Genomic DNA, 20,768 nt, shown 5'->3' on the forward strand with positions numbered 1-20,768 from the left:
TAAACTGCTCAGCATTATCCGGCGGTGGTCACCGCAACGCCTCCAGGGAGCACCAGCATGGCGACGACCGGAACAGACATGTCCCGGATGCGCGAGATGAACCAGCTGTCCATCGTGGGCGCGCTGCGCGGCAACCCGCCCTCGACCGTCACCGAGCTGGCGGGCCGGGCCGGGCTGTCCCGGCCCGCGGTGGACGTGCTGGTGCAGGCGCTGGTCGCCGACGGGTGGGCGGAGGTCGAGGAGCCGGGGGCCAGCAGTGTGGTGGGGCGGCCGGCCCGCCGGTACCGGTTCCGGGCCACCGCCGGGCATGTGCTCGGCATCGACATCGGCGTGCACAAGATCCTGGTCGTGCTGAGCGACCTGGAGGGCCGTCTGGTGCGGACGGTGCGCCGCCCGGCCGACCCGGAGGCGGCGCCCGAGGCCCGGCTCGCGGCGGTGGACGGTGTCATCGACGAGGTGCTGCGGGGCGCGGGCATGGGGCCGGCCGACATCTGGGCGGTGACGGTCGGGGTGACCGGGCCGGTCGACGCCACCGGCCGCACCACCCTGTTCACCCCGCTGCCCGGCTGGCACACCACCGATCCGGCCGCCCACCTGGCGGCCCGCTTCTCCTGCCCGGTCCAGGTGGAGAACGACTGCAAGCTGGCCGCCGTCGCCGAACGCTGGAACGGCGTCGCCCAGGACGCCGACGACATCGTCTACCTGCTGGCCGGCCTGCGCACCGGCGCCGGTCTGATCCTCGACGGCACCCTGCGCCGCGGCCACGGCGGCGCCGCGGGCGAGATCGGCGCCCTCAAGGCGGTGCGCTGGCTGTCCGCTCCCGAGCACCTCCAGAACTGTCCCGGCGTACCGGCGACGGCCGCGCCGGGCGAGGCGGCCGCCTGGGTGTTCCAGGCCGCCCGGGACGGCGACCGGGAGGCCCGCAAGGCGGTCCGCCGCTACACCCGCGACCTCGCGGTGGGGGTCGCCGCGCTGGTGCTCGCCCTGGACCCGCAGGTCGTCGTCTACGGCGGCGGCTTCTCCCGCTCCGCCGACGTGGTCCTGGACCCGCTGCGCCGCGAACTCACCAAGCACTGCCTGCGGTTGCCGGAACTGCGCGCCTCCACCCTCGGGGACGAGAGCGTGGCGCTGGGAGCGGTGCGCCTGGCCCTGGACGAGGTCGACGCCCGGCTGCTCAGCGACGGCCTGGCGGCCCCGGCCGCGCCCCGGCGCTAGCCCAGCGCCGGCCCTCCCCCGCCGGGGCACGCCGGGAACCGGTCAGGCGGGTGTCTCGGCGGTGGCGGTCAGCACCGCGCGGCCGAGGATGTGGCCGGCCATGGTGAAGCCGAGGACCGCCGGGGTGGCGTCGGCCGGGACGCCGATGGTGTCGACGTCGAGGGCGTGCACCACCACGAAGTAGCGGTGCGGGCCGTGCCCGGCCGGCGGCGCGGCGCCGAGGAAGCGGGCCGCGCGGGCGTCGTTGGGCAACTGGTAGGCGCCCTCGGGCAGCGCCGCCCCGGTGTCGTCGCCGGCGCCCTCGGGCAGGTCGGTGACGGTGGCCGGGAGGTCGGCGACCGCCCAGTGCCAGAACCCGGACCCGGTGGGGGCGTCGGGGTCGTAGACGGTGACCGCGTAACTCCTGGTGCCCTGCGGGGCGCCGCTCCAGGACAGCTGCGGGGAGCGGTCCCGGCCGCCGGGAACGCCGGAGATGCCGGAGTACTGGTCGAGCGCCCAGGCACCGCCGTCGGCGACGGTCGTGCTGGTGACAGTGAAGGAGGCCGCCTCGGGGAGACGGGCGAAGGGGTCGTTGGCGCTCATCACGTCGGTCCTCTCACAAGGTTCTCGGTACGGGCCTGTCGGCCGATGAATCGACCGTAACATGGATAATCGATTATTCAGCCGATCGTCTACGATGGTCCCATGACGCAGACGGCTCCCCCCTCCCCTCCCCCATCGGGCAAGCGGATGCTCTCCGAGCAGGTCCACGCGCGACTGCGGGACGCGATCATGCGCGGCCGGCACGCGCCGGGCGACGCCCTGAAGCCGCAGGACCTCGCCAAGGCGCACGGCGTGAGTCTGGCCGTGGTGCGCGAGGCGCTGGTACGGCTGGTCGGCGAGGGCTACGCCGACCGGCTGCCCAATCGCGGCTTCGCCGTCCCGGCCTTCTCCGACCGCCGCTGGCAGGAGATCGCGGAGGCCCGCCGCACCGTCGAGCCGGCGATGCTGCGCATGTCGGTCGAGCGCGGCGACGTCGACTGGGAGGCCCGGGTGCGCGCCGCCCATCACCGGCTGGCCCGCACCCCGCCGTACGCGCCCGAGGAGGGCGACTACTACACCGCCGCCTGGGCCGAGGCCCACCGGGTCTTCCACCGCACCCTGCTGGAAGGCTGCGGCAACGCCGTCCTGCTGGAGACCTTCGACCGGATGTGGACCGCGAGCGAACTGACGCGCCGCTGGTCGGCACAGCGCGATCCCGGCCGGGACGGCGTCGAGGAGCACCGCCGGCTGGAGGAGGCGGCGCTGGCCCGGGACGCCGACACCGCGGCCGAGGTACTGGTGCGGCACCTCACCCTGACCGCGGCGGCGCTGACCGAACCGCCCTCCGGTCAGCGCCGGGAGAGGTAGAGGCCGAAGGCCGTGTGCAGGACCTTGTTGAGCGGGTGTTCCCATTCGCCGAGGTACTCGACGGCCTCACCGCCGGCGCCGGCCTTGAAGCGGAGCAGTCCCAGCAGGTGGTTGCCCTCCTCCAGGGTGTCGGTGATGCCGCGGAAGTCGTAGACGGCGGCCCCCCGTTCATGGGCGTCGCACATCATGCGCCACTGGAGGGCGTTGTTGGGCTGGACCTCGCGGCTGCGGCCGGTGGAGGCGCCGTAGGAGTACCAGACGTGTGCGCCGACGGTCAGCATGGTCGCGGCGGCGAGGGTGTCGCCGTCGTGGTGGGCGAGGTAAAGGCGCATGCGGCCCGGGTCCTCGGCGCGCAGCGCGGTCCACATCCGCTGGAAGTAGGAGAGCGGGCGGGCGACGAAGCGGTCCCGCTCGGCGGTCTCGGTGTAGAGGGTGTGGAAGACCGGCAGGTCCTCGTAGCCGCCCTCGACCACCTTGACGCCGGCCTTCTCCGCCTTCTTGATGTTGCGGCGCCACTGCTGGTTCAGGCCGTGCTGGACCTCCTCCAGTGACCGGCCGGCCAAGGGCACCTGGAACACGTACTGCGGCTGCCCGGCCGCGAAGCCGTCCTCGCCGCCCGGTTCGGTCCGCCGCCAGCCCGCTCGGCGCAGCCGTTCGGCGATCTCGTCGGCCCCGGGCTCGCGCGTGGTGGCCTCGACGTCCCCCAGCCGCCTGGCCGCCGGGTCGGCGATCGCGGCCTTGACCGCGTCGGCGCTCCAGCGGCGGGCGACGACGGGCGGCCCCATCCGTACGGTGAAGGCGCCGCGCGCCTTGAGGTGGGCGAGCAGCGGTGCGAGCCACTGCTCCAGGTCCGGTGCGGCCCAGTCGATGACCGGGCCCTCGGGCAGGTAGGCGAAGTACCGCCGCACCTTCGGGAGCGGCCGCAGCAGCACCAGCCCGGCCCCGGCGAGCCGGCCCTCCCCGTCGAACCACCCCAGGCCCTCCGCCCGCCAGTCCGGCTTCACCTCACCCCACGAGGGGAGCTGTAGATGGCTCACCGAGGGCCGGGCCGCGGCGAAGGCCAGATGTTCCTCGCGGGTGATCACCTTCACGCGGTAGCTCATTGCGCAGCGCTCCTTTGTCGGGCGCACCAGCCTACTGACCCGAATGTCCGCTTTCGTGCATCACATGGCCGCGCCCTTGCATCCCCGGACCCACGAGCATATGATCGATTGAAATACAAATAATCGATTATATGAACCGGGGAAACATGGAGACGACCACCGCCCGCCGCTGCCACCACGCCGTCGCCCCACTGCACTCGGTCGTCTATTTCGCACCGGAGCACCGGGACGCTCTCGCGGCGCTCGGGCTGGACCGCGGGCCCATGTCCTACCTCGCGGGGCGTGCCGCTCCGCTCGGGGCGGTCGGGGCGGGTGCCGTCACGGCGACGTTCTACAACTTCGATCACGCGCAGGTGGCCCGGTGCCTCCCCGCCGCCTGGGCGGTGACCACGCCGGAAGCGGTGCTGGCCGCGCGGTTGCGTGGCGCGGACGGGACGCTGCGGCGGCTGCTCGGGAAGGAGGTGCTCGCGTCCGGGGAGATGGCGGAGGCGGCCGGGCTGGCGCTGCGCGCCGCCGAGGGGTGCCGCCGTGCGGGACGGCCGTTGTACGCCGCGAACGCCGACCTCCAGGTGCCCGAGGAACCGCATCTGGCCCTGTGGCACGCCGCGACGCTGCTGCGCGAACACCGGGGCGACGGTCACGTCGCCGCGCTGGCGGTCGCCGGGCTCTGCGGGCTGGAGGCGCTGGTTCTGCACAACGCCACCGGCGAAACCGTCACCTCGGCCGTGCTCAAGCAGACCCGCGGCTGGTCGGACGCCCGGTGGAGCGCGGCCGGGGACCGGTTGCGCGACCGCGGCCTGCTGGACGAGGCGGGAGACCTCACCGGGGCGGGCACCGCCCTGCGGGCCGACACCGAGGCGCTCACCGACCGCCTCGACACCGCGCCGTACGACCGCCTCGGGCCGGACGCCACCGCGCGGCTGACCGAACTGGCCGCCGGATTCACCCGGATCGCGCGGGCCGCGGGCGCCTTCCCCGCGGAGTTCTACGGCAAGGGCTGACCGGCCCGCCACAGGTCGCGCAGGAGCGCGATCTCGGCCATGTGGTGGATGAACTCAAGGTTGTCACCGGCCAGCACGTCGACGTACCTGTCGTCGGCGTGGGAGCCGTACGGGTACTGGGAGAAGCCGACCGTGTCGAGCTGTTCGTCGGTCACGGTGGCGACGCTCGCGCGCCAGCGGTCCAGCTCCGTCCAGAACCGGTCGAGTGCCGGGGCGGCGCGGGGCTGGAAGTCGACCAGGAGCCTCGGGTCCCGCCGCCGTGCGCCGAAGGTCCACTCCCACTCCCCGGCGAAGCAGGAGTGCAGGTGGCCCAGGCGCCAGGCGATGGTGGTGACCGGCGTCGCGGTGGGCTGCGGCGGGCCGGTGTGGGCGAGGACCTCCTCGACCCGTTCGACGCTCACGCTCCAGTCGTCGGCGATCCTCGCGACGGTCATGCCGCCCGCCGCCTGCCGGGCGACCTCCGCGTACTCGTTCCCCGGGATGTCCGGGGCGCCCAGGTCCAGCACGCACTCCCCGGGCCCGTACGCCCTCGGCGTCACCGCCTCCTGCCGGCGCCGGACGGACCAGCAGCCGGGGACCGGCTCCCACAGGTACTCCTCGTCGCCGAGCCCGGCCAGCCGTACCCGCGCCATCTCCCTGGCGTGGTCGAACTGGTCGAGCAACAGCTCCAGACGGCCGCCCATGCCGGCCCCCCCTTCCCGTGGTCGCGTCCCGCTGCGGAAGGTAACGCCTCGTCGCGCCGGGCGCGACCGGGTTTCCGCCGGTCTTCGCGACGGTGCCGTGGCCGGCCCGGGGCCGTACCCTCTGCGTGAGTGACCGGACCGGGACCAGGACCGGAACCGGACAGGAGGACGGGCGGGCCATCGGTGGACGTGACCGAGTCGGAACACGCCGCGCGGATCTCCGCGTACACGGCGGTGGGCACCCGGCTGGCGCTGTTCAGCGACCGCCGGCTGGCGCGGGCGGTGGCCGCGGCGCCGGGCCTCGGGTCGGGCATCGGCGGCCGGTCGGCACGGCTGGAGGTGGACGGCACCCCCGTCTTCGTCAAACGGGTGCCGCTGACGGACGTCGAACTGCTGCCCCGGCACGTACGCTCCACCGCCAACGTCTTCGGCCTCCCCCTCTTCTACCAGTACGGGGTCGGGTCGACGGGGTTCGGTGCCTGGCGCGAGCTGGCCGCCCACGTCATGACCACGGGGTGGGTGCTGCGGAACGCGTACGCGGGTTTCCCGCTGCTCCATCACTGGCGGGTGCTGCCGGACACTCCCCCGGCCGGTTTCGTGGACGCGTTCGGTGGGGTGGCTGGGGCGGTCGCGCACTGGGACGGGTCACCGGCCGTGCGGCGCCGGCTGGAGGCGATCGGGCGCTCCGCGCACAGCCTGGTCCTGTTCCTGGAGTACGTGCCGCGGACGCTGGCCGGGTGGCTCGGCGAGCACCGGGCCGCGGGCGGGGCGGCGGACGGCTACCGGTGGGTGGAGGAACAACTGCTGCGCGGCACGCGCTTCATGAGCGAGCACGGACTGGTCCACTTCGACGCCCACTTCGCCAACCTGCTCACCGACGGACGGCGCGTCCTCTTCGCCGACTTCGGGCTGGCGCTGAGCCGCCACTTCGACCTCTCGGCCGAGGAGACCGCCTTCCTCACCCGGCACCTCACCTACGACCGCTCCTACGCGCCGGCCCATCTGCTCCGCCACCACCTGCCCGAAGCGGTGCGCGGCGGCGCCGGGTTCGGCACCTTCCTCGGGGAGTGGCGCGCGGGCCGCCGGCCGGACGGGGTCGCCGCCGGCCTCGGCGCGCTCATCGACCGGCACGCCGGGCACGCCGCGGTCCTGGACGACTTCCACCACCGGCTGCTCACCCGGAGCAAGCGCACCCCGTTCCCGGCGGCCGGGATCGAGCGGGCGCTGCCCAAAGGCGACGGCGGTGGGACCCCGGCCGCTACCCGCCGGTGAACTCCGGGGCGCCCCGGTCTCCCTGCTCCGACCCGGCCAGGGCCGCCGTCGCCAGGTGGTCGCGGAACCAGCGGTGGCCCGGGTCGGCCGCGTTGCGCGGGTGCCAGGCCATGCCGAGTTCGAGGGGGGCCAGGTCGAGGGGGATCGGGAAGGTGCGCAGGCCCAGCGCGGCGACCGTGCCGGGGAGCCAGTCGGCGAGGGTGAGCGCGACCAGGTCGGTGTCCCGGGCCAGCATCATCGCGCTGGTGTGACTGGGCACCACGACCGCGACCCGGCGCTTCAGCCCGCGTTCGGCGAGCGCCGTGTCGATGGGACCGGACCGCTTGCCGAGCCGGGAGATGCCGATGTGCCCGGCCGCGGCGAACCGGCGGGCGTCGATCCGTCCGTCGAACAGCGGATGACCCGCGCGCGCCACGCCGACCAGCCGCAGCCGGGTGAGCCGCCTGGTGCGGATCTCCGGGTCGAGGTGCCCGAGGACGCCCAGTTCGACGTCGACCGTGCCCTGCCGCAGCGCGGGGCCGCCCTCCACCGCCTCCGGCAGGAAGACCACGTCCACCTGGGGCGCCTCGACGCGGAGGCGGTCGGACAGGGTCCCGGCCAGCTTCGCGAGCAGCAGTTCGGTGGTCTGCACGGTGAAGGTGCGCTGGAGGTGCACGGCGTCGAACCCGGCGCCCGGCCGCAGCACCCGGTCGCAGCCGAGCAGCAACGCGCTCACCTCGTCCCGCAGTTCCAGAGCGCGCGGGGTCGCCACCATGCCCTGTCCGGCCCGGACCAGCAGCGGGTCGCCGACGGCCCGGCGCAGCCGGGCCAGGGTGCGGCTGACGGCCGCGGGCGAGGTGCCCAGCCGCTCCGCGGCCCGGGTCACGCTGTTCTCCTGAAGCAGCGCGTCCAGCACCCGCAGCAGATTGAGATCCATCATCAAAGACACACCTGACCTGCGTTTTTACGTCTGAGTCAATTATGTGGTGCCTATTCTTGCATTGTCGTGGAATCGGCCGGTCAGCAGAGTGGAGGTGTTCACGGAACCCCCCTCACCTCTCGTAAGGAACCACCATGCAACCGTCCCCCCGCGCCGGCCGGGCAGGAGACGTCCTGGCCGTCGTCGACCAGAGCGGGCCGACCGTCTCGTTCCACGACGCCGCCGACGACCGGTACCTCGGCGCGCTCGACGTCCTCGCCGAGCCGCACGAGCTGTGCTTCGACCCGGTGCGGCGCCTGCTGTGGTGCACGGTCACCTACCGCTCGGGCTACTACCACGCCAACAGCGGCCGGCGCACCGAGCTGATCGCCATCGACCCCGACACCCGCGAGGTGGCCGAGATCGTCGACCTCGCCCCGGAACACGCGCCGCACGGCCTGGCGCTGGACGCGGCACGCGGCCGTCTCTACGTCACCGTGGAGGGCTCGACGGACCGGTCCGGCGGCGTCGTGGTGATCGACACGGCGACCCGTCGGCCGGTCGGCCGGATCGACACCGGCGCCCCCGGTGCGCACTGGATCGCCATCGACGCGGCCGGCCGGACGGGTTACGTCGCCAACAAGGAGGCGCCGTTCGTCTCGGCCGTCGACCTCGAACGAGGCGTCCTGACCGGGAAGGTGGCGGTGCCCGGCAGCGAGGGCGTCGCCGTCTCCGCCGACGGCGCGTACGCCTTCGTCGCCGCGCCCTACAGCGGCTCGTTCGCCGCCACCGGGGACGCGTCGGTGCCCGGTATCAGGGTCGTCGACACCCGGACGGCGTCCGTCGTCGACGTCCTGGTCACGGACGACCGGATCATGCCGGTGCATCTGACGTCGACCGGGCTGCTCCTCGTCGGTGAGGTGCGCGCGGACCACGATCCGGCGGACGGGTCCGTCCGGATGGCACCGGGCCGGCTCGTCGTCTTCGACACCGGCACCCGCGAGCGGCTGGGCGCGTTCGAGGTGGGGCACTGCCCGCTGACCATCACCTCGTCGCCCGACGGCCGGCTCGCCTACGTGGCCTGCTACGCCTCGTCCACCGTGCACGTCGTCGACCTGGCGTCGATGCGCGATGTGACCCGGCTCGCCATCGGCGGGCCCGGCGCCAGTGGCGCCCACGGCCTGGCCTACCTCCCGCGGACCGGCTGACCTCGGCCGTACCGCATCCCGCTTCCGTCACACGACAAGGAACACAGCAGCCAAATGATCGTCATCACCGCACCCACCAGCACCATCGGCCGCCGGCTCGTCACCGATCTGCTCGACCGGGGGGCGCCGCTGCGGCTCGTCGTCCGTGACGCCTCGCGGCTGGCTCCCGAGGTCCGAGAGCGCGTCGAGATCGTCGAGGGCTCGCACCGCGACGCCGCCGTCATCGACCAGGCGTGCGAGGGCGCCGAGGCCGTGTTCTGGCTCGCCCCGGGCGACGGGTCGGAGCCCGGCCCCGAGGTCGCCTACGTCGACTTCACCCGCCCCGCCTGCGCGGCGTTCGCCCGCCACGGCGTCCGGCGGGTCGTCGGTGTCTCCGCCCTCGGGCGCGGCACGCCGATGGCCGCGCGGGCCGGGCTGGTCACCGCCTCCCTGGCGATGGACGACCTGATCGCCGCCTCGGGCGTCGCCTACCGGGCGGTCGTCTGCCCCTCGTTCATGCACAACCTGCTCCACCAGGCCGGAACGATCAGGGAGAAGGGCATGTTCTTCCTGATGGCCCGGGCCGACCTGAAGGTGCCCACCGTCGCCACCCGCGACATCGCCGGCACGGCGGCCCGGCTGCTGCTCGACGACTCCTGGACCGGCTCCGGCGAGGTCCCCGTCCTCGGTCCCGAGGACATCTCCCCCGACCAGATGGCCGAGGTCGTCTCCGAGGTACTCGGCACCGAGGTCCGCTACCAGCAGATTCCGGGCGCGGCGCTCAAGGACCGCATGACGGGCTTCGGTTCGACCGCGGCGATGGCGCAGGCGATGGTCGACATGTTCGAGGCGAAGAACGAGGGCATGGACAACGCCGTGCCGCGCACCGCCGAGTCGACGACCCCGACCTCGTTCCGCCAGTGGTGCGAGGAGGTGCTCAGGCCGGCGGTGACGGGCTGACCGCACCGGCCCTCGCCCCGCTGCCCCCCGACCACGGGTTCTGACCGACCGTCAGATCCCGTGGTCGTGCAGGAAGGCGCGGAGCAGGTCGTCGTAGCCCGCGGGGTCCTCCAGGAACGCCGCGTGGCGCCGGCCCGCCAGTACCGTCGGCGCACCGCGCCACAGGGCGGCGTACGACAGGGACGCCACGTAGGCGTGGTTGACGAACGGGTCGTCGCGGCCGTCGATGACCGCGAGCGGCACTGGCGACTTCTCGACGAGGGCCTTCTGGTCCGAGTCCCGGCCGGCGGCGAACGACTCGAACATGAGCCGCCGGGCCCGCCCGTCCGTCCGTACCACGTCGTCGATCACCCAGGCGGGCGGCGGGACGACGGTGATCTGGGCGGCGAACTCGGCCGCCTGGCCGGCCGTGACGTGTTCGGTGCCGGCGTACCCCAGGGTCGGCAGGAAGCCGTCCGCCAGGGTGTGCCGGTTGACCGGCGGGGTGCCGGTCACCACGAGTCCGGCCAACCCGGGGAAGATCTGGCCGAGTTCGAGGCCGATGTGGCCGCCGAGCGACCAGCCGACGACGACGGCCCGGTCGATGCCCAGGGCGGCGAGGAACTCGGCGAGGGTGGCCGCGTAGCCGCGCTGCGTGTACGCGGCGCCGGGGTCCGTGGCGTCGTCGGACTCGCCGTGGCCGAGCAGGTCCGCGGCGAGCAGCCGCCGTCCCGCGAAGTCGTCGGCGAGCTGGGCGTGGAAGACCTTGCGGGAGGCGGAGTTGCCGTGCACGAACAGCAGCGGCGGCGCGGCCGAGGAGCCCTCCGGGCCGGTGTCCGTGTAGGCGACCCGTCCGTACCGGGTCGCCGCGTACCGGGTGGCGCCGGGCAGCCTGGGCGATTCGTGTTCTGCGTCCATGGGGCATGGTAACGAGGGAGGTCACGCCTGCGGTCCGGCGGGCGGGGTCCCGTCGGGCGGCTCGGCCGCCGGGTCGCCGGTGCGGCGCTGGGTGGTGCCGGGCTCGCCGGTGTCCCGGTGCCAGACCACCACCAGTTCGTCCCGGGCGCCGAAGCGCACCAGGTGGCGGCCGACCACGTCCTCGAGCCGGGCCAGCCGGTCGGCCGGCGCCTCCACGGTCAGCAGCAGGGCTCCTTCGGTGGCGGTGAGGGTGCCGGTGCCGTCCTGGAGGACGAGGTGGCCCTCGGCGGCCGCCTCGTCCCAGTCGGTACGGGCCCGCCGGCCGAGGTGGGCGGCGAGCTGTCTGGCGTAGCGGTGCGGGCGGTCGGTGGCGACACGGGCCTGTGAGCGGGGCACGGGCGACTCCCTGGGAGACGGTCGGACGGCGGCACGTCCCCTGACTACCAGGACCGGGCCGCCGCCATGCCACGCCCGCCGCAAGCTATGCGTGCGCCCTCACAGGGCCTCGTGGTTGGCCCAGACGACCCGGTAGGGGTAGCGGGACTGCCGGCGCCGGATCAGGTCCTCGGCCCCGGGCACGGTGAACACCGCGTCCAGGGCGTCGTGGTCGGCCACGCCGAGCCGGATGATCGCGTCGGCCACGAAGGAGGGGGCGTGGTCGTCGCCGGGGACCCGCCGCGCTGCGGCTGTCGATCGCGCAGCCGGCGCTGTCGAAGGCGATCCGGCGCGTGGAGACGCGGCTCGGCGTCCAACTGCTGGTCCGCACCAGCCGGCACGTCTCGCTCACCCCCGCCGGAGAAGCGCCGCTGCGCCACGGCCGGGACGCGCTGGACGCGGTCCGGGTGGCGGCCCGTGCCGCGCGTCGGGCCGGTGACGACCAGATCCGGCTGCGGCTCGTGATCAAACCCGGTGGTGACGCCGCCCTGCTGTCCGGCATCCTCGCGGCGTACGCCGGCCGGCCCGACGCACGGCGGGTGGACATCCTGTTCGGCGGTGCCACCGACCGCGCCGACCACGTCCGGAACGGCCGGGCCGACGTGGCGCTGCTGTACGCGCCGTTCGACGACCTCACCGGCCTGGCGCACCACACCCTGTGCACCGAGGGACGGGTCGCGGTGCTGCCGCCGGAGCACCGGCTGGCCGCCCGTGCGGAGCTGCGGCTGACCGATCTGGCGGGCGAGACGCTGCCGCGCTGGAAGGGGGTGCGCTGGACGGGCGTCCCCGACGACGGCAGCGGCCCGGAGATCACGGACGTGCCGCAACTGGTCCAGTTGGTCATGGTGGGGCGCGTGGTGGCGGTCCTGCCGCGGTCGCTCGTCGAACCCGTCCACCCGCGACTGGTGTACCGGCCGGTCACCGACGCGGCCCCAGCAGCCTGGTCGTCGCCTGGTCCCGGCTCGACCGCCGGCCGCTCGTCGCCTCCTTCGCCGAGGCGGCGGTCACGGCGGCGCGCCGAGTGTGAGGAACGAGCGGCGTCGGCCACCGGGGCCGGCCCCGCCGACGAAGCGGCGGGCGCCGTCCGTCTCGGTGCCCCCGCTCAGGCCGGTGTCCGCACGGCCCGGTCCGTCCGGGGCGCGTCCGGTACGACGCGGCGGCGGCGGGCCGGCAGGCCGAGGGTCGGGTGGGCGACGCCCCAGGCCGCGCCCTTGCAGACCAGTTCCTTGTAGAGGGCGGCGAGCCTGCCGGTCAGGGCCGCGCCGACCGACCGGTCGTCGGCGGTGACGTACTGGATCAGCCCCTCGCGGCGGCCCAGCGAGACGCACTGGTTGAAGTAGCGGATCGGCAGGTTCGGCAGCTTGCCACCGGTCAGCCGGGCCGCGATGGCGTCGGCCGCCTGCCAGGCGGTGGGGCCGCCCGAGGCGCACGACATGCGCAGCGGCTGGTCGCCGGGGCCCATCGCCAGGGCGGCGTCGCCGACCGCGTACACGTCCGGGTGGGACACCGAGCGCATGGTCGGGTCCACCACGATCTGCCCCGTGCCGGTGACTTCCAGGGCGGTGGCCCGGGCGATGGGGTGGGCCGCGAAGCCGGTGGTCCACACGGTGACCTCGGCCGGTAGGGCGGTGCCGTCCGCGGTGCCGACCCGGCCGGCCGCGACGGCGGTGACGGCGGTGTGCTCGTGCACGGTGATGCCCAGTCCGTCGACGACCTTCCGCAGGTGCCGGCGGCCCTTGGCGGAGAGCCGGTCGCCGAGGGCGCCGCGGGTGACCAGGCCGACGGCGAGGTCCGGACGGGCCTCGGCGAGCTCGGTCGCCGCCTCCAGGCCGGTGAGGCCGCCGCCGACGACGACCACGGGCCGCCCGGCGCCGAGGCCGGCCAGCCGCTCGCGCAGCCGGCGGGCGCCGGGCCGGCTCGCGATCTCGAAGGCGTGCTCGGCGACGCCGGGGACGTCCTGGTCGTGCCGGCCGCTGCCGAGGGCGTACACGAGGGTGTCGTAGGCCAGTTCGCCGGTGCCGCCGGCCGGGTCCGCGACGGTGACGGTGCGGCGGTCGACGTCGACGCCGGTGACCCGGGCGATCCGCAGCCGTACGCCGGTGCCGGCGAACATCTCGCTCAGCGGCCGGGGCCGCAGGTCCTGGCCGGCCGCGAGCTGGTGCAGCCGGACGCGTTCGACGAAGTCGGGCTCGGCGTTCACGAGGGTGACGGTCACGTCGTCGCGGTGCAGCCGCCTGGCGAGGCGGCCGGCCGCGATCGCTCCGGCGTAGCCGGCGCCGAGGACGATGATGCGGTGCTGCATGTTCCTGCTCCTGTCTGCGCGGGTCCAGCCCTTCTCGGGTGCGCTTTCGCCCTTGAACCGGGCAGCCGGGCCGTTCCTGACAGAAGCGTGATGTGACGCCCCTCACACCGGGGGTTTGTGGTCAGAAGGCGTGGAACAGGGGTGCCCCGTGCTCGGTGGCGGCCCACGCCTCGGTGGCGCGGCGGAGCTTGTCGGGGTTGGCCTGGCTGCGGAACGCGGCGATGCCGTCGGCGGTGATCTCCAGGCACATGACGCCGACGACCCGCCCGTCGACCACGGCCACCACGGCCGGGCCGCCGTTGGCGCTCGTGAGGTGGATCTCGGGCGAGCCGCCGACCAGCGCGCGCTTGGCCCGCGCCGGTTTGAACAGGCCGCGCATGAACTTCGCGACGGCGACGGCGCCTTCGAACGCCTTGGTGCGGGCCGGCACCTTGCCGCCGCCGTCACCGACCGCGACGGCGTCGGCGGTGAGCAGTTTCACCAGGGTCTCGGTCCGCCCGCTGGTGGCGGCCGCCAGGAACTCCTCCACCACCCGCCGGGCGGCGGCCCGGTCGACCTCGCCGCGGGCCCGGCCGTCGGCGAGGTGCTTCTTGGCCCGGTGGAAGAGCTGCTGGCCGGCCGCCTCGGTGAGGTCGAGGATCGCGGCGATCTCCCGGTGCGAGTAGCCGAATGCCTCCCGCAGCACGTACACCGCCCGTTCCTTGGGGGACAGCCGCTCCATGAGGGTGAGGACCGCGTACGAGACCGACTCGCGCCGCTCGGCGGTGTCGGCCGGGCCGAGCATCGGGTCGCCGGTCAGCAGCGGCTCCGGCAGCCACTGGCCCACGTAGGTCTCGCGCCGCGCGCGGGCCGAGCCGAGCTGGTTGAGGCACAGGTTGGTGAGGACCTTCGTCAGCCACGCCTCGGGGACCTCGATGCGCTCGACGTCGGCGTGCTGCCAGCGCAGGAAGGTCTCCTGCACGATGTCCTCGGCCTCGCTCGCGGAACCGAGGAGGCGGTAGGCGATGGCCTCCATACGGGGCCGGGCGGCCTCGAACCGGTCCACGTCCTGCACGGTCAGCGGCATGCCCCGGATCCTATCCGCAGGACAACCGGCGTACTCCGCGCGGCGGTCGGTCAGTCGGCGACGACGGCGACGACGGCCGCGGCGGCGGCGTCCTGGCGGGTGGTGGCCCAGGCGACATGGCCGTCGGGGCGGATCAGGGCGGCGCGCACCCCGGCCCAGCCGGCCGGTGGCCGGTCGAGCGGGCCGGCGTGCACGGCGAGTCCCGGCCGCGCGAGGCCGCCGAGGGTGCCGCCGGCCGTGAGGTCGAGCAGGAGGTACGCGTCCGGCCGCAGCAGACCGAACAGGCCGGTGTCGGCACCGGTGAGGGCCAGGTCGGGGGCGCGGGTGCCGGTGAGGGGGTGGGCCGCCGGGTCGGCGGCGGGGTAGCGCACGGCGAGCGCGGTGAGCCGTTCGGCGAGCGCGCGGGCGAACGCCGGCTGGTCGGCGATCATGCCGCTGAGCAGGGAGCGCAGGGCCAGGCCCTCGGGTGTGAAGGTGGCCAGCAGGGAGGTCTGGGCCTGACTGTGTTCCGCCAACTGGGCTCCCACCGGGTGCCGTTCGGTGTGGTAGGTGTCCAGCAGACCGTCCGGGGCCCAGCCGTTCAGGGTCGCGGCGAGCTTCCAGCCGAGGTTGTGCGCGTCCTGGATGCCGACGTTCATGCCGACTCCCCCGGCGGGGAAGTGCTGGTGGGCCGCGTCGCCCGCGAGCAGCACCCGGCCCCGGCGGTACGCGGCGGCCAGCCGAGTGGCGTTGCCGAAGCGGGAGAGCCAGGACGGGTCGCGCATGCCGAAGTCGTCGCCCGTGACGGCGAGGACCTTGTGCCGCAGCTCGTCGAAGGCGAGGTCGCCGGGCCAGTCGGTGGTGAGTCCGTCGGGGCTGAGACCGACCAGGCGGAACCGCCCGCCGGGCAGCGGCGCGACCATCAGCCCGCCGTGCGGTCCGGCGGCGCTGAAGCCGGGCCGCGGCGGCCGGTCCAGGGCGACGTCGCCGAGCCAGCCGAGGACGGTGGAGGGCGTGCCGGGGAAGTCGATGCCGGCGGTGGTGCGCACGGTGCTGCGGGTGCCGTCGCAGCCGACGAGGTGGTCCGCCTCCGTCTCGTACGCCCCCCGCGGCCCCGCCACCCGCACGGTCACCGAGCCGGCCTGCTCGGTGAACCCGGTGACCCGGTGTCCGCGCCGGATCGTGGCTCCCCGGGCGAGCGCGTGCCGTTCGAGCAGTTCCTCGGTGCGGGCCTGGGGCAGGGCGAGGGTGTACGGGAACGGGGTGTCCAGGTCCCGGAAGTCGAGCCGTTCGTCGAGGGAGGCGAAGTGGCCGGTGGGAATGCGCAGCCCCTCGGCGAGGAACGGCCGGTGGGCGCCGCGCGCGGCCAGGACCTCGAGGGTGCGCGGGTGGATGGTGAGCGCCTTGGAGCGCGCGTCGATCTCGGTGCGCTGCTCCATGACGGTGACGGGGACTCCGCCCAGCCGCAGTTCGGCGGCGAGCCAGAGGCCGACGGGGCCGCCTCCGGCGATGACGACATGACGCTGTGACATGGACTCAGCCTTTCCTGGTCACCTTCTCGGGCACGCCCCGGTCGCTTTATTGGTCACTGACCAAGGGCGGGTGTCCGCAGTAAACTAGGTCAATGACCAATAAGCAACCGGCCGAGCGTCTCGCGCCCGGCACCGTGATCCGGGCCGCGCTGGAGCTGCTGGACGAGAAGGGCCTGGACGCGCTCTCCACCCGGGCGGTCGCCCAGCGGCTCGGGGTGCGGATGAACACCGTGCTGTGGCATGTGAAGACCAAGGCCCGGATGCTGGAGCTGATGGCGGACGCGGTGGTCGGGGAGATCCCGCTCGACGACCTGCCGGCCCGGCCGGACCAGCGCGTCCGTGAACTGGCCCGCCGCTACCGCCGCGCGCTGCTGGCCCACCGCGACGGCGCCGCGCTCGTCGTCGGCACCTACGCCGCCGATCCGGGCACCCTGCGGTTCGCCGAGACGTTCGTCGCCGCGTTCCTCGACGGCGGCCGGTCCGAACGCGAGGCGGCGTGGACGGTCTGGACGGTCCTCTACTTCACGCTCGGCCTCACCCAGGAGGAACAGGCGGCGCAGCGCCAGTCGCCGGGCGACCGGCTGGCGGAGTCGGTGTCACCCGCGACCCACCCGGCCCTGCACCGCGTTCTCGGCCACCTCACCGGGGGCTCCTTCGACGAGCGCTTCGAGTTCGGCCTGGCCGCGGTCCTCGACCGGCGCTGACCGGGGACGACGGACGCGCAGCGCGGCGCGGCCACGACCGCCTCGGTCGCGCCCGCGAGCAGCGCGTCGTCGGAGGCGGCATCCCGGGAGTGGTTCCCCAGCGGCAGACGGCGCAGGTCGGTGACGAGCGCGCGGGGGGGGGGTGCCGGTGTCCAGCACGTGGACGCCCGGCCGGGCGTCGGCTGGGCGCCGGTGGCGTCCGCGCAGCCGGTCAGCAGACCCGTCAGGCGCAGGAGGGGCGCCGCGAACACAGTGCCGTCCGGTGGTTCGCGGCGCCGGCACGGCGCTTCGGGGAGGGGCTCGCCGACCGTTCGACGCGGCGGGGCGAAGCCGCTGCGGTCGCCGGGCCGGGGCAGCTCGGGGGTGTTCCCCAACTGCGCGGACCCGCCGGGCCGGACGGCGTTCCAGGTCGCGTCCGCGCACCGGTCCCGCCCCGTGGTGATCACGCGGACCCGGCGGGTCGGGCCGTGGTCGGCCGCAGCACCAGGCAGAGGAAGCCGAAGACGTCCCGGTAGCCGCGCAGCCATTCCGTGCGCCGGGCGGTGGCCGTCGCGAGGACCTCCGCGCTGTCCGGCCCGGCGGGGTGGTCCAGGGCCCAGCCGGCCAGTGCGCCCCAGCAGGACCACTCGTAGTCGTCCAGTTCCCGGCGGGTGCTGACGTGGCCGTACACGGGGGTCCAGCCGTCGGCGACCACCCGGTCGACGGTGGTCGCCAGGTCGGTGAGGTCGCCGAGCAGGTCGACGGCGCGCGGGGACGGGGTGCCGTCCCAGAAGCCCTCGCCGATCAGGACCCGGCCGCCGGGGGCGAGGTGTGCGCGGGCCGCGGCGAGGGTGGGGAGCAGGCCGCCGAAGGCGTGCGTGGCGCCGATGCTGAGGACCAGGTCGAAACCGGGTACGGGGGCGAAGTCCGCGGCGTCCTGGTGGTGCAGGACGAGGCGTTCCGCGACACCGCGGTCCCGCGCCGCCCGGCGGGCCCGGGCCAGGGCGTCCGCGGCGGTGTCGACGCCCTCGGCCCGCAGCCGGGGGCGCTCGGCCAGGGCGCGCAGCAGCCATTCCGCGCCGCCGCAGCCGAGGTCGAGGACCCGCTCGTCGTCCGGCCGGAGCGCGCGGTCGAGCAGCCGGCGTACCGAGTCGTCGTCGAGTGGGGCCTTGACCGGGTGGTCGGTGTGGGCGATGGCGGAGATCCGTGCACGGTTCACCGGGGCACCCTGTCAGCCCGCTCGCCCGGGCCGCACCTCCTTTTCGGCCGTCCGCCTCAGCCGGACAGCGCCTCCAGCGACCGGCCCTTGGTCGAGGTCGACAGGGTGAGGGTGAGGACGCAGCCCGCGGCCAGGACGGCGCAGATCAGGGTGAACACGCCGCCGAAGCGCAGGGAGGCGTACATGGTGCCGATGATCATCGGGGCGGTGATGCCGCCGACGCGGCTGAACGCGTCGGAGGTGGCGGCGGCCATCGAGCGCAGCCGGGTCGGGTACACCTCGGGGAGGTAGGTGTACAGCGGCGCGTACAGGCCGTTGAGGAAGAAGCCGAGCAGGATGCTGAGGACGAGGACGGCGGTGTTGCTGTCGGCCTGGGAGACCAGGTAGGCGCAGACCGTGGAGGCGGCCAGGCAGGTGACGATGGACCACTTGCGGTCGGTGCGGTCGGCCAGCCAGGCGGCCGGGTAGTAGCCGGCGACCTGGGCGATCTCCACCAGCAGCGCGTAGCCGAAGCTGTCGGTGACGCTCATGCCGCGGTCCAGCAGCATGCTGGGCAGGAACGTCAGGAAGCCGTAGTAGGCGAAGCTGGCGATGAAGAACATGCTCCAGGTGACGATGGTCTGCCGCAGGTAGGGGCCCTGCCAGAGGGCGGCGAACTGCCGGGCCGCGCTCAGGTCGGTGTCCCGTTCGGCCGCCGGGGACGGTTCGGGGTCGGGCAGCGGGCGGCCGGTGCGCCGCCGTACCTGCTCCTCCAGGGCCGCGACGATCTCCTCGGCCTCCTGGTCGCGGCCCTTGAGCAGCAGGTAGCGCGGGGACTCGGGCAGGGTGCGGCGCCACCACAGGGCGAGGATCACCGGCAGTCCGACCAGGACCAGGCCCCACCGCCAGCCGTGGTCGACCCGGGCCACCACGAACGTGCCGATGAGCGCGGCCAGCACGTAGCCGAGCCCGAAGAACCCGGCCAGCGAGCCCACGTACTTGGCGCGGGCCTGCTTCGGCGCGAACTCGGCGAGGTAGGGGATGACGATGTTGACGTTGACCCCGACGCCGACGCCCGCGAGGAAGCGCAGGACCAGCAGCAGCGAGTAGTCGGGGGCCAGCGCGGACAGCAGGGTGCAGCCGCTGTACAGGACGAGCGACCACAGCAGCAGGGGTTTGCGGCCGATCCGGTTGCCGGCCAGGGCGAGGGCGAGGTCGCCGACGAAGGCGCCGGCCAGGGTGGCGCTGGCGATCAGGCCCTGCTGGGAGCCGCTCAGCGCGAACGCCGTGGTGATCAGCGGCAGCAGGAACGACATGATGCCCAGGTCGAGGCCGTCCAGGGTGGTGCTCAGACCGCCCTGGGCGAGGATGCGGCCCTGCAGCCGGGTCATCGGGAGCCGGTCGATGCGTGCGGTGAGCCGGGCGGCGGCGTCGGGTTCGGGGACGTCGGCGACGGCGATGGGGGCCGGGACCGATTTGCGCGGCCCCTTCTGGCTCTGCTCATATGTCATGGCCCGTCGGCCTTTCGGTGCAAGGGCGGCCCCGTGTCCATGGCGTGGAGGGCGGGGCGGCCGTCGGTGGGCGAGTACAGGCCGGGCGGCGGACCGTTGCCGCGGTGCCGCCCGGTCTGGTTCAGGCGGGTGTCAGTCGCCGGTGTGCGGCCGGAACGCGGTCTCGTACAGCCGGAGCCAGTTGCCGCCGACCACGGCCGCCGCCTCGGCTTCGGTGAAGCCGAACCGCTCGGTGAGCCGGCCCGCCACCCGGGACAGTCCGGCGGCGTCCGTCAGCCACTCGGGGCCGGCCGCGGCCGTGCCCAGGTCCGCGCCGCGCTGTTCGCCGCGCGTCCAGCGCCCCTTGCGCATCCACCCGAACTCGGCCGGCCCGGCCTTGGGGCTCAGGTCGGTGCCGATGGCCACGTGCCGCACTCCCATCAGCTCCACCGTGCGGGCCACCATCGCGCACCAGTCGTCCAGGGTCGCGGCGTAGCGGCCGGCGATGGAGGCGTAGGTGGCCAGGCCCAGGACGCCGTCCCGTTCCGCCAGCGACTTCAGGGTGGTGTCGGCCACGTTGCGCGGATGGTCGTACAGGGAACGGGGGTTGGCGTGGGTGATGGCCACGGGGACGGCGGAGTGGTCGATGGCGTCCCGGCGGGTGCGCTCGCCGGAGTGGGACAGGTCCACCAGCATCCCGGCCGCGTTCATCTCGCGGACCACTTCCCGCCCGAAGCGGGTCAGTCCCGGGTCGCTGTCCTCGTAACAGGAGCCGCCGAACTCGTTGTTGTTGTTGTACGTCAGCTGCATCACGCGCAGGCCCATGGCGTGGAAGTGCCGGACGAAGCCGAGCCGGCCCTGGAGCGGGGAGGCGTTCTGCGCGCCCAGCACGATCGCGGTACGGCCCTCGGCGCGGGCCCGTTGGATGTCGGCGGCGTCCCGGGCGAGCAGCACCAGGTCGGCGTGGTCCGTGGCCAGGTCGTGCCAGGCGGCCAGCGCGTCCATCGTCTCCACCGCGTCCTCCCAGAAGGCCACGGTGGCGGTGGCGCAGACCACGCCGCCGGCGCGCAACTGCTCGAACACCTCGCGGTCGTACGGTCCGCACTGGAGGCCGTCGACCACGGGCGGCGTCACGAGGCCGCTCCCACCGGCTCGTCCTCGCCGGCCTCGGCGAGGATCTCGCCGCCGGGTCCGAACAGGGAGTCGCCGGCGTGGGTGCGGGACAGCGGGCTGTCGGGGGTGAGGGCGAGTTCGGCCTCGGCGACGACCCGCCGCCAGCGCGCGGCCGGTACCCGCACGCCGTACGTCAGTGCCCGCAGGTCGGCGGCGTCGGGGGCGGCGGCCGGGCCGTCCGGGGCCGGGCGGGCGGTGACCGTGTCCGGGGCCAGGTCGAGCAGCACGCCGTGGCGCGCGGCGAGCGGGACCAGGGCCCGCACCGCCCAGTCGGTGCCGGGCGCCGCCAGCCGGGCCGCCCCGTC

General features: G+C 74.5%; 20 protein-coding genes and 2 pseudogenes. 8 read left to right on the plus strand and 14 right to left on the minus strand.

Going from position 1 to position 20,768, the window contains the following annotated elements:
* Window positions 1-57: 57 nt before the first annotated feature.
* Window positions 58-1,215 (plus strand): ROK family protein, encoded by a 1,158-nt coding sequence (locus ACTT8P_RS19185; protein WP_442832882.1) that lies wholly within the window; start codon window positions 58-60, stop codon window positions 1,213-1,215.
* Between the two features lie 42 nt (window positions 1,216-1,257).
* Here the strand turns inward: ACTT8P_RS19185 and ACTT8P_RS19190 are convergent, their stop codons facing one another.
* Entirely contained in the window at window positions 1,258-1,797 is a 540-nt protein-coding gene (locus ACTT8P_RS19190; protein ID WP_442832883.1) for a YbhB/YbcL family Raf kinase inhibitor-like protein, read from the minus strand.
* 102 nt (window positions 1,798-1,899) lie between these two features.
* On the opposite strand from ACTT8P_RS19190, the gene ACTT8P_RS19195 reads away from it, so the two are divergent.
* The gene (locus ACTT8P_RS19195; RefSeq protein ID WP_442832884.1) at window positions 1,900-2,604 is read left to right on the plus strand and encodes a GntR family transcriptional regulator; all 705 of its coding nucleotides are present in this window, start codon (window positions 1,900-1,902) and stop codon (window positions 2,602-2,604) included.
* Here ACTT8P_RS19195 and ACTT8P_RS19200 read toward each other — a convergent pair.
* On the minus strand, window positions 2,586-3,707 hold the full coding sequence (locus tag ACTT8P_RS19200) for a lipid II:glycine glycyltransferase FemX (RefSeq protein WP_442832885.1): 1,122 nt from the start codon (window positions 3,705-3,707) through the stop codon (window positions 2,586-2,588). The two genes, ACTT8P_RS19195 and ACTT8P_RS19200, sit on opposite strands and share 19 nt — an antisense overlap.
* Before the next feature lie 131 nt (window positions 3,708-3,838).
* Between ACTT8P_RS19200 and ACTT8P_RS19205 the strand changes: the two genes are divergently transcribed.
* Window positions 3,839-4,708 (plus strand): SCO6745 family protein, encoded by an 870-nt coding sequence (locus ACTT8P_RS19205; protein WP_442832886.1) that lies wholly within the window; start codon window positions 3,839-3,841, stop codon window positions 4,706-4,708.
* Here the strand turns inward: ACTT8P_RS19205 and ACTT8P_RS19210 are convergent.
* On the minus strand, window positions 4,693-5,391 hold the full coding sequence (locus tag ACTT8P_RS19210) for a DinB family protein (RefSeq protein WP_442832887.1): 699 nt from the start codon (window positions 5,389-5,391) through the stop codon (window positions 4,693-4,695). The two genes, ACTT8P_RS19205 and ACTT8P_RS19210, sit on opposite strands and share 16 nt — an antisense overlap.
* A gap of 183 nt (window positions 5,392-5,574) precedes the next feature.
* Here ACTT8P_RS19210 and ACTT8P_RS19215 point away from each other — a divergent pair, with 183 nt between their 5' ends.
* Window positions 5,575-6,663, plus strand: coding sequence for a protein kinase family protein (locus ACTT8P_RS19215; RefSeq protein WP_442832888.1), 1,089 nt, complete (start codon window positions 5,575-5,577; stop codon window positions 6,661-6,663).
* On the opposite strand, the gene ACTT8P_RS19220 is transcribed toward ACTT8P_RS19215, so the two are convergent.
* On the minus strand, window positions 6,650-7,579 hold the full coding sequence (locus ACTT8P_RS19220; RefSeq protein ID WP_442832902.1) for a LysR family transcriptional regulator: 930 nt from the start codon (window positions 7,577-7,579) through the stop codon (window positions 6,650-6,652). The genes ACTT8P_RS19215 and ACTT8P_RS19220 overlap by 14 nt on opposite strands.
* 137 nt (window positions 7,580-7,716) lie before the next feature.
* On the opposite strand from ACTT8P_RS19220, the gene ACTT8P_RS19225 reads away from it, so the two are divergent.
* A complete protein-coding gene (locus ACTT8P_RS19225) occupies window positions 7,717-8,769 on the plus strand; it encodes a YncE family protein (protein WP_442832889.1) in 1,053 nt (350 codons plus the stop codon).
* A gap of 54 nt (window positions 8,770-8,823) precedes the next feature.
* Entirely contained in the window at window positions 8,824-9,708 is an 885-nt protein-coding gene (locus ACTT8P_RS19230) for an NAD(P)H-binding protein (RefSeq protein ID WP_442832890.1), read from the plus strand.
* A gap of 51 nt (window positions 9,709-9,759) precedes the next feature.
* Here the strand turns inward: ACTT8P_RS19230 and ACTT8P_RS19235 are convergent, their stop codons facing one another.
* From ACTT8P_RS19235 to ACTT8P_RS19245, 3 genes are all read right to left on the minus strand, one after another.
* Window positions 9,760-10,605 (minus strand): alpha/beta fold hydrolase, encoded by an 846-nt coding sequence (locus ACTT8P_RS19235; RefSeq protein ID WP_442832891.1) that lies wholly within the window; start codon window positions 10,603-10,605, stop codon window positions 9,760-9,762.
* Window positions 10,606-10,626: 21 nt separating this feature from the next.
* Window positions 10,627-11,001 carry a DUF2218 domain-containing protein gene (locus tag ACTT8P_RS19240; RefSeq protein ID WP_442832892.1) on the minus strand — a complete coding sequence of 125 codons (375 nt, stop codon included), beginning with the start codon at window positions 10,999-11,001 and terminating at the stop codon, window positions 10,627-10,629.
* A gap of 99 nt (window positions 11,002-11,100) precedes the next feature.
* Entirely contained in the window at window positions 11,101-11,247 is a 147-nt protein-coding gene (locus ACTT8P_RS19245; RefSeq protein WP_442832893.1) for a hypothetical protein, read from the minus strand.
* 26 nt (window positions 11,248-11,273) lie between these two features.
* Here ACTT8P_RS19245 and ACTT8P_RS19250 point away from each other — a divergent pair.
* A pseudogene (locus ACTT8P_RS19250) lies at window positions 11,274-12,067 on the plus strand (LysR family transcriptional regulator); the annotation flags it as partial.
* 75 nt (window positions 12,068-12,142) lie between these two features.
* Here the strand turns inward: ACTT8P_RS19250 and ACTT8P_RS19255 are convergent.
* The 3 genes from ACTT8P_RS19255 to ACTT8P_RS19265 form a co-directional block, all read right to left on the minus strand.
* Window positions 12,143-13,342 (minus strand): NAD(P)/FAD-dependent oxidoreductase, encoded by a 1,200-nt coding sequence (locus ACTT8P_RS19255; RefSeq protein ID WP_442832894.1) that lies wholly within the window; start codon window positions 13,340-13,342, stop codon window positions 12,143-12,145.
* A gap of 121 nt (window positions 13,343-13,463) precedes the next feature.
* A complete protein-coding gene (locus ACTT8P_RS19260) occupies window positions 13,464-14,408 on the minus strand; it encodes an RNA polymerase sigma-70 factor (RefSeq protein WP_442832895.1) in 945 nt (314 codons plus the stop codon).
* A 50-nt stretch (window positions 14,409-14,458) separates the two neighbouring features.
* A complete protein-coding gene (locus ACTT8P_RS19265; RefSeq protein ID WP_442832896.1) occupies window positions 14,459-15,919 on the minus strand; it encodes an FAD-dependent monooxygenase in 1,461 nt (486 codons plus the stop codon).
* A gap of 92 nt (window positions 15,920-16,011) precedes the next feature.
* Between ACTT8P_RS19265 and ACTT8P_RS19270 the strand changes: the two genes are divergently transcribed.
* Entirely contained in the window at window positions 16,012-16,623 is a 612-nt protein-coding gene (locus tag ACTT8P_RS19270; protein WP_442832897.1) for a TetR/AcrR family transcriptional regulator C-terminal domain-containing protein, read from the plus strand.
* A gap of 442 nt (window positions 16,624-17,065) precedes the next feature.
* Here ACTT8P_RS19270 and ACTT8P_RS19275 read toward each other — a convergent pair whose 3' ends face one another.
* The 4 genes and pseudogenes from ACTT8P_RS19275 to ACTT8P_RS19290 form a co-directional block, all read right to left on the minus strand.
* Window positions 17,066-17,821: an SAM-dependent methyltransferase gene (locus ACTT8P_RS19275; protein WP_442832898.1), complete on the minus strand. Its 756-nt coding sequence runs from the start codon at window positions 17,819-17,821 to the stop codon at window positions 17,066-17,068.
* Between the two features lie 56 nt (window positions 17,822-17,877).
* Window positions 17,878-19,311 carry an MFS transporter gene (locus ACTT8P_RS19280; RefSeq protein ID WP_442832899.1) on the minus strand — a complete coding sequence of 478 codons (1,434 nt, stop codon included), beginning with the start codon at window positions 19,309-19,311 and terminating at the stop codon, window positions 17,878-17,880.
* Between the two features lie 132 nt (window positions 19,312-19,443).
* Window positions 19,444-20,424 (minus strand): dipeptidase, encoded by a 981-nt coding sequence (locus tag ACTT8P_RS19285; RefSeq protein WP_442832900.1) that lies wholly within the window; start codon window positions 20,422-20,424, stop codon window positions 19,444-19,446.
* Window positions 20,421-20,768: pseudogene (locus tag ACTT8P_RS19290) on the minus strand (hypothetical protein); the annotation flags it as partial. The gene ACTT8P_RS19285 and the pseudogene ACTT8P_RS19290, both read right to left, overlap by 4 nt.

This window comes from Streptomyces sp. JW3 (genome assembly GCF_052216785.1).
Lineage (GTDB): Bacteria > Actinomycetota > Actinomycetes > Streptomycetales > Streptomycetaceae > Streptomyces.